General features: G+C 38.6%; 14 protein-coding genes and 1 pseudogene. 8 read left to right on the forward strand and 7 right to left on the reverse strand.

The window, feature by feature from the left end:
- Positions 1 to 63 precede the first annotated feature (63 nt).
- Together istB and L652_RS01000000123690 are read right to left on the reverse strand one after the other, a co-directional pair.
- Positions 64 to 816, reverse strand: coding sequence for an IS21-like element helper ATPase IstB (gene istB, locus L652_RS0111065; protein WP_008108712.1), 753 nt, complete (start codon positions 814 to 816; stop codon positions 64 to 66).
- Positions 809 to 2,274: pseudogene (locus L652_RS01000000123690) on the reverse strand (IS21 family transposase). Before L652_RS01000000123690 ends, istB begins: the two are co-directional and overlap by 8 nt.
- Before the next feature lie 132 nt (positions 2,275 to 2,406).
- Between L652_RS01000000123690 and L652_RS0111075 the strand changes: the two are divergent.
- Entirely contained in the window at positions 2,407 to 3,468 is a 1,062-nt protein-coding gene (locus L652_RS0111075; protein ID WP_024603453.1) for a lipase, read from the forward strand.
- Positions 3,469 to 3,482: 14 nt separating this feature from the next.
- Here L652_RS0111075 and soxR read toward each other — a convergent pair whose 3' ends face one another.
- Complete coding sequence (gene soxR, locus L652_RS0111080; RefSeq protein WP_024595605.1) at positions 3,483 to 3,944, reverse strand: redox-sensitive transcriptional activator SoxR; 462 nt, start codon at positions 3,942 to 3,944, stop codon at positions 3,483 to 3,485.
- A gap of 77 nt (positions 3,945 to 4,021) precedes the next feature.
- Here soxR and L652_RS0111085 point away from each other — a divergent pair, with 77 nt between their 5' ends.
- The 6 genes from L652_RS0111085 (at position 4,022) to L652_RS0111110 (ending at position 8,849) form a co-directional block, all read left to right on the forward strand.
- Complete coding sequence (locus L652_RS0111085; RefSeq protein WP_024595604.1) at positions 4,022 to 4,495, forward strand: flavodoxin family protein; 474 nt, start codon at positions 4,022 to 4,024, stop codon at positions 4,493 to 4,495.
- 65 nt (positions 4,496 to 4,560) lie between these two features.
- Positions 4,561 to 5,073 carry a DsrE family protein gene (locus tag L652_RS0111090; RefSeq protein ID WP_024595603.1) on the forward strand — a complete coding sequence of 171 codons (513 nt, stop codon included), beginning with the start codon at positions 4,561 to 4,563 and terminating at the stop codon, positions 5,071 to 5,073.
- Positions 5,074 to 5,081: 8 nt separating this feature from the next.
- Positions 5,082 to 5,717, forward strand: coding sequence for an SGNH/GDSL hydrolase family protein (locus L652_RS0111095; protein ID WP_024595602.1), 636 nt, complete (start codon positions 5,082 to 5,084; stop codon positions 5,715 to 5,717).
- Positions 5,718 to 5,795: 78 nt separating this feature from the next.
- The gene (locus L652_RS0111100; RefSeq protein ID WP_024595601.1) at positions 5,796 to 7,334 is read left to right on the forward strand and encodes an EAL domain-containing protein; all 1,539 of its coding nucleotides are present in this window, start codon (positions 5,796 to 5,798) and stop codon (positions 7,332 to 7,334) included.
- A 56-nt stretch (positions 7,335 to 7,390) separates the two neighbouring features.
- Complete coding sequence (locus L652_RS0111105) at positions 7,391 to 7,912, forward strand: hypothetical protein (RefSeq protein ID WP_024595600.1); 522 nt, start codon at positions 7,391 to 7,393, stop codon at positions 7,910 to 7,912.
- 247 nt (positions 7,913 to 8,159) lie between these two features.
- Positions 8,160 to 8,849, forward strand: a complete 690-nt coding sequence (locus tag L652_RS0111110) for a LuxR C-terminal-related transcriptional regulator (RefSeq protein WP_024595599.1) — start codon at positions 8,160 to 8,162, stop codon at positions 8,847 to 8,849.
- 81 nt (positions 8,850 to 8,930) lie between these two features.
- Here L652_RS0111110 and L652_RS0111115 read toward each other — a convergent pair whose 3' ends face one another.
- Genes L652_RS0111115 through L652_RS0111130 form a run of 4 tightly spaced genes read right to left on the reverse strand, consistent with a single transcriptional unit; the run spans position 8,931 to position 12,061 of the window.
- Positions 8,931 to 9,704 carry a CsgG/HfaB family protein gene (locus L652_RS0111115; RefSeq protein WP_024595598.1) on the reverse strand — a complete coding sequence of 258 codons (774 nt, stop codon included), beginning with the start codon at positions 9,702 to 9,704 and terminating at the stop codon, positions 8,931 to 8,933.
- Entirely contained in the window at positions 9,704 to 10,129 is a 426-nt protein-coding gene (locus tag L652_RS0111120) for a curli assembly protein CsgF (RefSeq protein ID WP_024595597.1), read from the reverse strand. The genes L652_RS0111115 and L652_RS0111120 overlap by 1 nt, the downstream gene beginning before the upstream one ends.
- Positions 10,119 to 10,517, reverse strand: coding sequence for a curli production assembly/transport protein CsgE (locus tag L652_RS0111125; RefSeq protein ID WP_024595596.1), 399 nt, complete (start codon positions 10,515 to 10,517; stop codon positions 10,119 to 10,121). Before L652_RS0111125 ends, L652_RS0111120 begins: the two co-directional genes overlap by 11 nt.
- Positions 10,518 to 10,558: 41 nt before the next feature.
- On the reverse strand, positions 10,559 to 12,061 hold the full coding sequence (locus L652_RS0111130; RefSeq protein ID WP_024595595.1) for a curlin: 1,503 nt from the start codon (positions 12,059 to 12,061) through the stop codon (positions 10,559 to 10,561).
- A 585-nt stretch (positions 12,062 to 12,646) separates the two neighbouring features.
- Here L652_RS0111130 and L652_RS0111135 point away from each other — a divergent pair.
- Positions 12,647 to 13,559: S8 family serine peptidase (locus L652_RS0111135; protein WP_024603454.1), on the forward strand; the 913-nt coding region annotated here is incomplete at its 3' end.

Raw genomic sequence — 13,559 nt, forward strand, 5'->3', positions numbered from 1 at the left:
TATCTAGCGTCAATTAACTTGGCCGGTTCCGCGTCAATTATCTTGGCCGGTTGATACCGAATTTTATTTACTCTTATTGAGCGCTGTTTTGCGTCGGTAGCTGTCACCTTCACAATGAATAATCGTGGCATGATGAACCAAACGATCGATTGCCGCGACTGTCATCGTTGAATCTTCAAATAGTTCATCCCATTGCTCAAATGATTTGTTTGATGTGATGATCATGCTGTGTCGCTCATAGCGATGGGCTATCAATTCAAACAGCACGCTCGTTTCCTGTTCAGTTTTTCGAACGTAACCAACGTCATCAACGATTAATAAGCTGTATTTATCGAGCTTTACAAGTTCGTCTTGCAAGCGTAAATGTCGCTTTGCTTGCTGGAGTTGTTGAACAATCGCTGACGCGGCAACGAACTTAACTTTATGGCCCTGCTCGATAAGGCCATAACCGATGCTACTGGCGATATGCGTTTTACCAAGACCACTGGCGCCAAATAACAATATATTGCCACCGTGCTTCAACCAATCCGGCTGATTTATTAAATCAGCAACAAGGGGCTTACTAACCCCATCAACAAGGGTAAAGTCGAAGCTGCTAAGGTGTTTACCCATTGGCAATTTTGCATCTTTTAAAAGCCGCTGAAGGCGTTTGTCATCGCGTGTCGCAAGTTCAACATGGCACAGCTCAGACAAGTATTGCTGCGGGCTCCATTGTTCTTCCATCGCTTTTTTTCCCAGGGTATTCCACTGTTGAAGCATGGTGCTAAGCTTTAATTGTTTCAGCATTAAAGGTAACGAGGCCGTGAAGTTATCCATGTAGACCTCCCGGTATCATGCTGCTATAAGCGCTCAAGCTGTGTTGCTTTATTTTTATTGTGGGTATGTTTGATGCAATCACTAAAAATTGCGCTTCACATTCTCGGATGGCCGGTAATTGTCGCTGAGTAATTGACACTGCTACAAATCGTCCTAATTGACGTTCACACCCACTTTGTTTTGCTAAATGGAGCAGTTTTACCATGTAATAGCTCGCTTCATCCGCTAAAAGATGAGTATTAACGTATTCCCAAATAGCTTTGTAATTGTCGCTTGGGAGTAAGTCGTCACGTAGTTGTGAGTAGCGAAATGCCAATGGTTTTTTAACCAATGCGTCAATAACATGCAAGTAACTAATATTGCGTGCACGGCACCCTTTAGAAGCATAGACACGCGCTAACGTTTGAACTAAATCGCTGCCATAGCGCAGCTCTAAGCGGTTGTCATATAAACGAACAAGTAATCGGCTACCAATAAGGCGTGACGGGACGCTATAGGTAACACGTTTCAATGAAATAGTACTCGTACGTGACACCGTTAGATAATGCTCGGTGTAATTGACGCTCATCGTCCGTGGTAAAGCGTGTAATTGTCGCTGCTCTACTGCGTACTTATCACTTACACGGCGATTACGGCGAGCAACAATGTCTGCAACAAACGATTCATAGACTTCTCTTGTCTGAAAGTCATAACTACCACGGATTTTTAATGCTTGCTCCAGTTGCGATTTAAGATGCCCATGAGGGCTCTCAATAGCCCCATTTTCATGCGCAATACCGCGGTTATTACGGGTCGCTTTAAAGCCATAATGGATAACTAGCTCATTAAAGCGCTCTGTAAAATCATTATCATTAGTATGATTACGATAGGCGGCACTGAGACTGTCTGTACGCACTTCTTTAGGCACACCGCCGGCTGCTTTAAATGCGTTTTGCACACCATCAGAAAAAGCAGCAAAGCTTTCACCGCNCTGGCGGGCATACGATAATGAAACAACATATGCTTAAGGGGTTCACTAGCAATGGTAACGGGTGACTTCACATGTGTGAAATCACATATACCTAATAGGCCATACTCGTGTGTTTGCAGGAATACGACCTCTTTGCTTGAGCCATACAGTGCCCGCCATTTATGAATTCGACGCTCTAATGTACGCCGTGAGCTCGGGTTAAATTTGTCGGTGTGAAACTCGCAAAGATGATCAAAAATTCCCACTGGAGTTAACGTAGCATCACCTTGAAGTAGAGGGACAACAATACTGTCCCAGATAGATTCAAGTGGATCTATACGTGTTCGCCATTGGCGTTTATTAGACAATGGCTGCTCATCCAGTTTATCAATGCGCCTTGCTGAACGTTCAGAAATACCTGCTTTCGCAGCCGCGATAACTTGGCTATTACGCTTTCTATGTTTCATATAAATAGTGACCTGCTGATCAGTGATTCGTGTTCCCGGCACAGTGAACTCCTCCGTTCTGCTGTACCGAACCTTATCAGATCAACCGGCCAAGATAATTGTCGCTAGACCGGCCACCGTAATTGTCGCTTAATAAAAACCACTAACTTACTTCATCGTTCACTTCATGCATCTTTGCGCGACAATTTTAACTTTTCAGTTAACCCTGGCGCAGTACAAGGGGTAACGGGCGGTTTTTTCTCCCATTTATTTAATTTAAGTACGGGTTTTGCTTTAGTAGGGCATGGGCTTGGCGATTATCAGGGTGATTCGGTTATAACAATTCGAGGTACTAACTCGCTAAGAGATGGATTAACCGATGGGCACTTTGGTGTGAGTGGTGGGTCAAATGGCAGTATGGTGCATGCTGGTTTTAATAAGACCTTTTATAGTATGAAGCCTGCGCTGCAAGAGTTTATAGCAGCGAATATTCAAGATAAAGTGACTGGTTGCGTTCATTTAGTTGGCCATAGCTTGGGTGGTGCGTTAGCGACGCTTTCTGCCGATTGGATTAGAGCTGAATATTCAATACCTGTAAAGCTATATACGTTTGGCTCACCGCGCGTTGGGCTTGAAAACTTCTCTCGGGCTGCGACATCGAGAATTGATAAAATTTATCGCTGTACTCATGGTGCAGACCCAGTTGCTAAGGTACCTTTGTGGCCGTTCTCGCATGCACCTTATAGCGGTCAAGAAATACGCTTAGATAATGGGCAAGGTTTAAAAGGTGCTGCCCATACCCTCAATGGTACGCCTGGCTATATAAACACAGCCAATAGTAATAATTGGAACAACTTAACCATTCAAGCTAATCATTTTTTGAGTACCCCTGTGCGTCTAAAATTTGAAGATAGAAATCAAGCCTCTTTTACTTCTCACTGGGCTGATAAGCTAGGGGCTGCGTTAGTCACACTTTTAAAAGATGCGGGCTATTACAGTGCAGTAGCAGCTCAAGCTGCTATTGGTACTGGGCTCACTTTTTACGATATGTTGGCGCGTACTTTAGATAAAATAGCTAAAGCGTCAGCCTCGTTTGCAACACAAACCTTAGGTTTACTAGGGCATATGTTAGTGTTTGCAGGCAAAGTAATTAGTAAAGCGGTGGAGCTTACATATAGCTTTATAAAATCTGTATTCGACTCAACCCTAGGCGCTCTATACCGAGCGGCGAGAGAGGGGCTAAGCGGCTTAGATTAACTTTAATCTAGCCCTCAATCTCGCTCTAACAAAATAGCACCACTTTGGTTTTCGCCTAAGTGGTCGTTTTTGTTATAAATAGGGCATTTACTCATAGATAAGCACCCACAGCCAATACATCCATCAACGCGATCGCGCAAACGCTGCATATATGCTATTCGCTCGTCCAGCTGTGCTTGCCATTGCTTTGAAAGGGCTGCCCAGTCTTTTTGCGTAGGTGTGCGCTGATCAGGTAATGTTGCCAGTGTTTGTTTAATTTCATCAAGGGTTATTCCCATTGCTTGTGCGGCTTTTATTACCGCTATACGGCGCAGTACATCTTTTTTATAGCGGCGTTGATTGCCGCCATTTCGCCAGCTACGTATTAGTCCTTTGGTTTCATAAAAATGCAGGGTTGATACTTTTACGCCGCTACGCTTTGCTACATAACCCACGGTTAAGTTGGCCTCTGTTAGTTTTTTTTGATCTATTGGCATTATTTTTAATTTCCGTTTGACCTCAATATAACTTGAGGTTTTAAGCTTCTTTCAACATTAAAAAAGGAGCTAACTAAATGCAACAAAAACTTGTGCGTAGCACTGTTATTATTTATTCAAGCGCACGCAAAAATGGTAATACACAGGCGCACGTTAATGGATTTGCAGAGCAAAATAATGTGCGTGTAATATGCTTAGATGATTATAAAATTGCGCCGTATTGCTATAACAAAAACTATAAAAATGATGATTTTTACGCTGTGTTTGAAGCACTTTTAAAATATGATCATTGGGTGTTTGCGTCTCCTGTTTATTGGTACAGCACCACGGTACAAATGAAATTATTTATCGATAGAATAACCGATTATATGGACGATGAAGTATTAAAACCTAAGCTTCGTAGTTTACGTAGTAAGCATTTTTCAGTGCTTTCTAATGCGTCATCAAGTGAAGCCCCCGCCTGTTTTGTAGAGCAGTTTAAAAATACGTTTAGTTATTTAGGTATGCAGTTTATTAACCACAGCCATAAAAGTACCCAAAAGGTTGCTTAAATTGCAGCCTTTTTTGGTTGTCTCTGGTATTTTAGTAATAATCTTAAAAAACACAGGACTGTTTTATGAAATATTTACTATTGTTAGTGCTGCTTTTTAGCCCTTTAATATATGCAACAGAGCAACCAATTAAGGGATATGGTAATTATTACAATGTACCCGAGCATGATGAAATTAATGACGCTACGGTATTTAAAATAGCATTTGATGTTGCTGATGGCGCTGAAAAAGGCGCGCAAAATAATTCAATAAATTCGCTAGCGCGTTTTATTAACATGCATGTGGCGCATGGCGTAAAGCCTGAAAACATACAACTTGCATTAGTTGTGCACGGCAGCGCAAGTGTTGATGTGTTAGCTAATAGCGAATATAAAAAACGCTTTAACGCTGACAATAAAAACCAAGCGTTAATTGAGCAGCTACTAGCAAACAACACTAAAGTGTATGTTTGCGGGCAATCTGCTACTCACTTTAAAGTAACGCCAGCGCTTTTAATTGAGGGTGTAAAAATGTCGCTTTCAGCTATGACCGCTCACGCACAACTTCAACAGCAAGGCTATACGCTCAACCCATTTTAATGACTCAAATAATAAAAAATATTCTCTGCTTTGGGGATTCAAATACATGGGGCTTAAACCCTGTAACGGGTAAACGTTTTGATGAAAATACCCGTTGGACATCACTTTTAAATAAAAACTTAGGGTGTGGTTTTAACGTAATAGAGGCAGGGCAACCTAATCGCACGTTAGTGCATAATCCCCCGTTTGACGGTGTGCTTAATGGTGTTAGCTATTTAAAGCCTTATTTGGATAAGCATGATCTCGACTTTATTATTATAGCTCTTGGTACAAACGATCTTAAAAAACGTTTTAATTTAACACCTACTTTAATAGCAGATGGCTTGAATGATTTAATTAACTCAATACACATTTATTATCAGCAAGGTAGTACTTTAAAATCTCCTAAGATTATTATTGCTAGCCCACCTAAAATAAGAATTACCGAGCAGTATTCACGTATTTATGAAGAGGCTGATACAAAAGTAACAAAGCTCTCTAGTGCATTTAAAAGCGTTGCAGCTAATAATAAGTGCGCTTTTATTGATTTTAACTCGTTCATTAACATAACAGATGGTGATGGGATTCATTTTGATGATATCCAACATTTGGCAATAGGCTTTAAAATAGCGCAATTGGTTCAAAACTCACTCAATAATTGTTAAATCTATCTGTGTGAATTTAATGCGACTTATGCAATCATCTTATAAAGTAGTGATATAAATTAACAACTTCGAGATGCTATGAAAAAGTACCAACAAAAATCTATTATAGCCGTTCTAACCGGAGTGTTAGTTTTTATAACTGGCTGTATAATTTTACTCAATTTTGCAGCGCAGCAATTAACAGCACAAACAAAGTCAGATGCTGAGTATATTCTCACTCATGTAGAAGGTGCAATTGCAGAGCGGCGTCGAATACTTACCCCATTAAATAAGCTTGCGTTTAAACAGTGTGACAACACAACTCTTCTTGAGATGCGCCGAGCTTTATTTGACGCAAAATATGTAATTGATATAGGTTTTTTTAAAGATAATCAGCTAGTTTGTACTACGGGTGCAGGCTTATTAAGTAAACCAATTAACGACAAACAGCCTGACTTTATTCGAGATGATGAACAGGTGAGGGTTCGTTTTGAGCCAGAGCTTTATCTATTATTATTTAGTGAGCGCCCTATGGAGGTAATTATAGTCAGACAAGGGGACTATAATTTAATTATGCAGAGTACTCCCTTTACCAACATTGGCATTACTGTGCCAGATTGGGAAGTTGTTTATAAAACACCAAATACTTTGCATCATTTAGCAGGTAAAGAGGATCTCTACCTTCAAGTAAAAAACAATGTTTTCTTTCCTTACGAAACTAATTTAGTTTGCAGTTCTGCAAGTAGCCAATATTGTGTGGTAGTGCACTTACCTTGGAGTCTGTTTTTTTCTAATAACCACTTATTACTAATAATTTCGTTAATTTTAACCTGTTTAGCGGGAATATCGAGTGCGTTAATAGTTGATGCAAGAATTGCTGCACGTCGCTCTATTAATCAGCGTATTCGTAAAGGACTCAAAAAGGGATCATTTTATTGGACTTACCAGCCTATTATTTGTTTGCAAAGTGGCAAGCTGATTGGTTGCGAGGTACTTGCACGTTTTGAAGATAAGTACGGTGTTTTATTTCCAGATGAGTTTATTCCGGTTATTAGAAAAAACAATTTAACCTGGACTTTTACTGAGGCCATGATTGCCACTACAATCAAAGAGCTAACCTCTATAGAGGTATTGCCTGAAGGCTTCAAAGTGTCGCTTAATATATTTCCGTGTGATGTAGAGCTGGGTAACGTGTCGTTGCTGCCACAAATTACAGAGCTTACCAATTCACGCTTTATTATTTGTTTAGAGATAACGGAAGACGAATACCTTGATACAAGCATCGCGCATGCTCATTTTAGAACCTTGGTTGAATCGGGATTTAACTTATCATTAGATGACTTTGGTACGGGTTATTCGAATTTAAGAAATTTACAAAATTTGAGCTTTCATCAACTTAAAATTGATCGTACGTTTGTTCAAGATATAACAACTGAGGGCTTAAAAGCCTCTATGATCCCAAATATTATGGAACTTGTGCATAAGTTTAATTATACCTGTGTAGCAGAAGGAATTGAAACCACTGAGCAAGAAGCCATTTTAAAAACAGCGGGTGTGCATTACGGACAAGGCTGGAAGTACGGTAAGCCCATGACTGCGTCTAAATTTAAAAATTATATAACTAATCAGCATTTTTAGATCTCAGCTGCCATACTAAACGTATCGGTATGAAATTTATAAATATTAGGTTTATTATGATCAAATTAACATTAAGTGCTTTTGCACTTTTATTACTTAGCGCATGTACAACACAGTACCCAAACCAGCAATTAACAGGTAAGCAGTTCCCAAGCATTAGTGGTGAAAGCTTAGAGCAAACTATGGTGACTATACCTAGTGATTTTAAAGCAGATAAAACACTACTGCTCATTGGGTACAAGCAAGACAGCCAGTTTGATATAGACCGTTGGTTAATTGGTTTAGATATGGCGGGNGTAACGCTCCCTACATACGAACTACCAACCATTGCCGGCATGGCACCACGTATGTTTAGCGCATTTATAGACAGCGGTATGCGCAAAGGCATCCCTAAAGAATTATGGGGTGGGGTAATCACTATTTATAAAGATGGCGAGACAGTTCAAAAGTTTACAGGTAATCAAAGCCCAAATAACTCTCGTGTGGTACTTATAAATAGCAGCGGCGAAATTTTATATTTTTATGATCGAGGTTTTTCGGTTGATGCGCTGAATAAATTAAAAGAGACGATAGAATAATTACCCCTAAAGCTTAGTTTACGATAATGTATATTTAAGGTTTTAATAATTACTAAGCTACTAATCCGATCTGTTATTTATCTTACAAAAAATTGTTAAAACAAAAGTAATGCAGGTTATGTATTGATTTAATAGGTTTTTATCTGTTTTAGGATGAGAAACGATAACTTTATTTTAATACCAAAATCTCATTGTAAGTTGTATTTGATTTAGGTAATGTAGTGTAAATGTTTCAAGGACGAAATTTATGCCCCATAAAAACTCAGTATTCGTAAAAACTACATTTCAATCATCTTTTCATTCACACAACTACACAGCTATTTTAAGAACACTACAGGCCTTGTTTGGTGATATTAAAATGGACGATGTTATTCCTAAAGCTGAGCAGCGTGCAAATTATGATTTGTTTTTAATAGATGGTGCTAAAAGCAAATGGCAAGATCTCATTCCCGCAGACCTTATTTGTTTAGCTAAACACCATAGTGTTGTTATCTTTAATGTTGATAAAGAAGATGTGTGCGAGCAAAACTTATTGCTTAACCATTTTAATGGTGTTTTTTATAAATCTGATGCGCCAGAAGATATTTTTAAAGGGTTAGTTCGTGTTGATACTGGCGAGCTTTGGTTTACGCGTAAAGTGATTTCAAAAGCTTTTAACGACATTTTAGCCGTGGCATCATCATTTAATAACCTACATGACGACATTGAATTAAAGCAGGACGATTACGATCATTTAACAAAGCGAGAAAAGTCCGTTATTCATTTAATTGCACAAGGTGCGAGTAACAATACAATTGCTGATAAGCTCAACATTAGCGACCACACTGTAAAAACACATTTGTACAGTGCGTTTAAAAAAACTAACTCACGTAACAGGGTGGAGCTTGCGAATTGGGCTCAGCGCTACGTTTCTGTTTTATTACCAATGGCTAAATAAATAGCATATATAATCTCAATTTCTCCCATAAAAAAGGCTACTGTTAGTAGCCTTTTTTATTTGTTATGACGGCCTGTGTAATTAGCTCACTTTTTTAGCCCATAAGCCTTTATCAATGCCTTTTGTTATAAGGTCTGTCAGTGCTTTTTCTATTGCCTGAGTTACACAAATACTCATAGGTTCGTTGTCACTAAAGCCGGCTTCAGCTTCAGCTAGACGTTTGTAGCTTACGTATCTAAAAAAGCCTGCACGCATCTCTTGGCTTAATACTTTTTTGCTGGTGGCCACACTAAGCAACACTTGGCCTGTACGAACATCCACAGCGCGTAGATAAATTGAAATAGCATCTTCACGGTAAAGCTCAGATGCGCCTATACCAAAGTATTCCATACCTAACCCACCCGTTTTTACATTGGTGTCATAGCTTATAATACCGCCCTCTAAAATGATTTTAGCTGTGGTAAGTGGAGGTAACTCAGTCTGGTTAGGGTTATCAGTTTGGCCTGCACGAATAATTTTTCGCTCAGTTAAAATGTTTTGTAAACCTTCACGCTCAACAGGTGTAAACCAATCAGATTCATGCAGTGCTTGTACGAGTATTGAATTAGCACCTTGAGTAACGGCAGTCGAAAACGAACTAACGTTAGTTTGTGGTTTGTATTGACCTGTTTGGTCTCTAAATGAGTAGACCGATACCGGAATGCTGCCAACAGGTTTTGGTAAGTTTTTTAAGTCTGCAAATAATTCAGTTGGCTCTAGGCTAATTGCTTTTTGCTGTGATGGTGGAATAAGCTTACCTAAACTTGTACAGCCGCTCAAACCCAGTAATGTTATTGTTATTAGTAGTTTATACATTATCCAAACCTCGGTACTTCAATGATCACAACAGAGTCATCTAATATGTTTGTTATTTTTACTGTAATAGAATCGGTTGTGCTGGTTATAACTTCAATTTGATAATCACCACTCATAAAAATTGAGTCCTGATTAAAAATACTATCTTCAATATCCTCACCAAAAGCCATATCGGTAATTTCTCTTACCATGCGGTTTAAGTAAGTGCGCTCTAAAGAGTCTTGAAATTGTTCAGCGTAACCTTTTTCGATTACCGGAGCCTTGTGCTTATTTTGAGCCTGTGCTTTGCTCAGCAGCATATTTGCATTGAGTGGATTACCACCAAAGCTTGGATTTATTGGGGTGTAAATTATTTCAGTCGCGGAAGCTGAAAAGCTTAATATTGTTATTATTATAAGGGCTATTTTTTTCATTTTACCATCCATCTTTAGCCATATCTGGTGTTGATGCAGCCATGTTTGAGCGAGCCATTGCATCTATTACTGTATAAACAGCTTGCTCAACACGTTCATCGAGGGGTTCTAATCTGCGACCTAAATAAGTCGCGTAAACAAGTTGGTTATTCATTATTAAAGAAAGTTGTGTACCCGCTTTTGGTATTACGGTTTCTTTTATTTCAATATTAAAACCAGCTGTTGAAGGGAGATCTCGCCAGTAGTTTGAAAATTCATAATAAAATTGATGACCAAAGCGGCTAATACTTCTATCAAGTAATAAGCCATCTATTTCTAGTTCATCCGCAGCATGAGTTGCCCCAGAAAAACATAGGAAAAGTGTGAGTAGGTAACGATTAAAGTTAATATTTTTTTTCATAATTTAAAAAGGGGAGAGGATCGCTCTCCCCACCTCAACAATTACATTTGAGTAATTGTTGCTGCGTTTCCATCACCAATTTGGGTAACAGATACAGTGCTGTCAAAGCCAATTACTGAGCCTTCAACAATATTGTCGTTACCAATTTGAGTAACACTAAACGATACGTTTTCACCACCAACTAAAAATGCTGATTGTTCAACGCCAGTAACCCAGTTACCTTCACCTGTTTGTGAAATATCAATGCTGTGGTTATTGCCTTCAACCATCATATCAATAAGGTTTAACGTGCCACTTTGTGCAATATCAATTTGGTTATTATTACTATCTAAAATGCCAGCAAGGGTAACAATTGCTTCATTTTGAGAGCCGTCTTGAGCAATATCGATGTCATTATCGTTAGATGTAAGCGTTACATCTGGGTATGAAGATTGAACAAGTACGGCATTTTCATCGCCAGCTTGTACTAAATCAACATCATTGCCAGAGCCGTTAAAGTTAGCTAAGTGAATCGAGTTTAAATCACCTATTTGGGCTGATGTAAATTCATTGTCTGAACCAATTACACCCATGTAGGCTTCGTTTAAATCACCGTTTTGCATTGAAGTTAGTTCGTTGTTGTCACCAATTAAATCGGCTGTCATTAAGTTTTCAGCGCCAACTTGTGTTGCTGAAACCTCATTATTAGAACCTTCAAATAAGTTTGATTCAATTGTGTTAAGTGAACCTTCTTGATCTAAATCTATTTGGTTGTCGTCCCCAATTACAGTTGCAAACGTTACCGCATTAGTTAAGCCATCTTGCTCAATTTCAATTTCATTTGCATCACCAGAAATTGCACTAAATGCTACAGCGTTACGATCACCTACTTGTTCAACTTCAAGCTCGTTGTCATTGCCTTGTAAACTACTTACTTTAAAGGTACTCCAATAACCGTCTTGAACTAAATCAAGAGTATTTTCGTCGCCTGTAAGCATCGTAATTTCTGCTTCATGCCATTCACCGGTTTGCAGTGAGGTAATTTCATTTGCGTTACCTTGCATATCCATGTTGTAGAACCAGTGACCACCAGTGCCTTGTTCAACATCAATGATATTATCATCACCAGTTACAATATTAATCGCTTCATTATTTACAAAAAAGCCTTGGCCAAATTGTGAAACAAATAACATATTATTATTACCAGTCACTTCAGAGATAAAACCATTAGCAACGCCATCTTGGCTGTATACTTGTAAGTTGTTGTCACCTGTGGTGATTACTTCAGCATAATTACCAAATTGGCTCTGCACAACTTCAGTTTCGTTATTATTACCGGTTGTTGTTACAAGCATGGTGTTGCTATCACCATCTTGTGTAAGTAGTGCAGTATTTTCATTAAAAGTTTGGATAAGAGTCATTGAGTTTTCAACACTTGCTACAGAAACGTTGGTAGCAAGTTCTGAGCTTGATGCTGATTTGTTGTTAGTATCTGCATAAGAAGCAAAGCTAGTACCCATTGCAATTGCAACTGCGCAGCTTAAAAGTGATTTGTTCAACTTCATTATTTTCTCCTTGAAATATTAAAACCAAACACCTTAAATTTTATAGGTTTTATAAGGTATTTGCTGTGTCAGCATGCCGTGCCGATATAATGTTTTGTGATCCGCTTGAAAAGCTCTTAAAGTAAAATTTTTCGATGTAGTTAATAATTATCACTAAACGCTTTGTCATTATTTTTAACTTACGTTTAATAACTGTTAATTATTAAGTACCCAATTACTGTATTCCTCAAATGTATTTTCTGAAATCATCATTTTTTACCAATTTTTTAATTTTTATTTTTCAGTGGGTTATGGTGCGGTTGTTGAGGTTTTTTATTAATTCAATCTAAAAGCAGTAAAAATATCCGACCCTTTATTAGGTAAATGGCTTTGCGTGAATTTCATTAAAAGGTCTGTCTTTAGTGTTTTTTTTATACTTTAACTGGTCAAAATTGTTGGTTTTAACAACGTTTTTATTTTTTAACTTGTTAAATGATTAGTTTGGTTGTTTCCTTAGGGTATGCCATGTGATCCCTTGTACTCGAAATAGTGAAAGAACGTGCTTAGAGCATCTAAGCTAACCCAAAAAAAACTATGGATAGAACAATGAAAACAAAATTATCTATTATTACTCTTGCCTTACTTCCGTGCTTAGCAGCTGCAAAAGTTCCTGATGTGGGTGTAAAGCAATCTGTAACTGCTAGCAGTGATTCTATAATTGTTAAATATAAAAGTAATGCAACGAAAGAAATGCGTAAGCAGGCTCGTTCATTAGTTAAAGCTAAAATTACTGATCTAAATAAAGATGAACTTGATGACAGCTATACGTCTTTACTTTCAGGTCGCTTAGCTAAGTTTAAAGTGTCGGGAATGAGCACTAAAGACGCAATTGCGCTTTTAAAGTCTCATCAAGCTATTGAATATGTAGAGCCTGATTACCAAGTAAGCATTGCACGTACGCCAGATGATCCTCGTTTTGATGAGCTTTGGGGCTTAAATAATGATGGCCAAACGGGTGGTACAGCAGACGCTGATATTGATGCAGTAGAAGCATGGGATATTTCGACAGGTAGCCGCGATGTAGTGGTAGGTGTAATCGATACGGGTATTGATTACAGCCACAGTGATTTAGCTAGCAATATGTGGGTAAATAGCAGCGAAATACCAGGAGATGGTATTGATAATGATGGTAACGGTTTTATAGATGACGTGCATGGTATAAATGCCATTACTGACAGTGGCGACCCTATGGATGACGAAGGCCATGGTACACACGTTTCAGGTACTATTGGCGCAAGTGGTGGCAATGGTATTGGTGTTGTAGGTGTTAACCATGAAGTATCACTTGTTGGTTGTAAGTTTTTAGATGCTGCGGGTAATGGCTCAACATCAGACGCTATTAAGTGTATTGATTACATGGTTAGCCTTAAAAACTCAGGCGTTAACTTACGCGTATTAAATAATAGCTGGGGTGGTGGCGGTTACAGCCAAGCACTAGCAGATGCAATTGCATCAAGCG

Origin of the sequence: Pseudoalteromonas sp. TB25, assembly GCF_000497995.1 — a bacterium.
GTDB lineage: Bacteria > Pseudomonadota > Gammaproteobacteria > Enterobacterales > Alteromonadaceae > Pseudoalteromonas > Pseudoalteromonas distincta.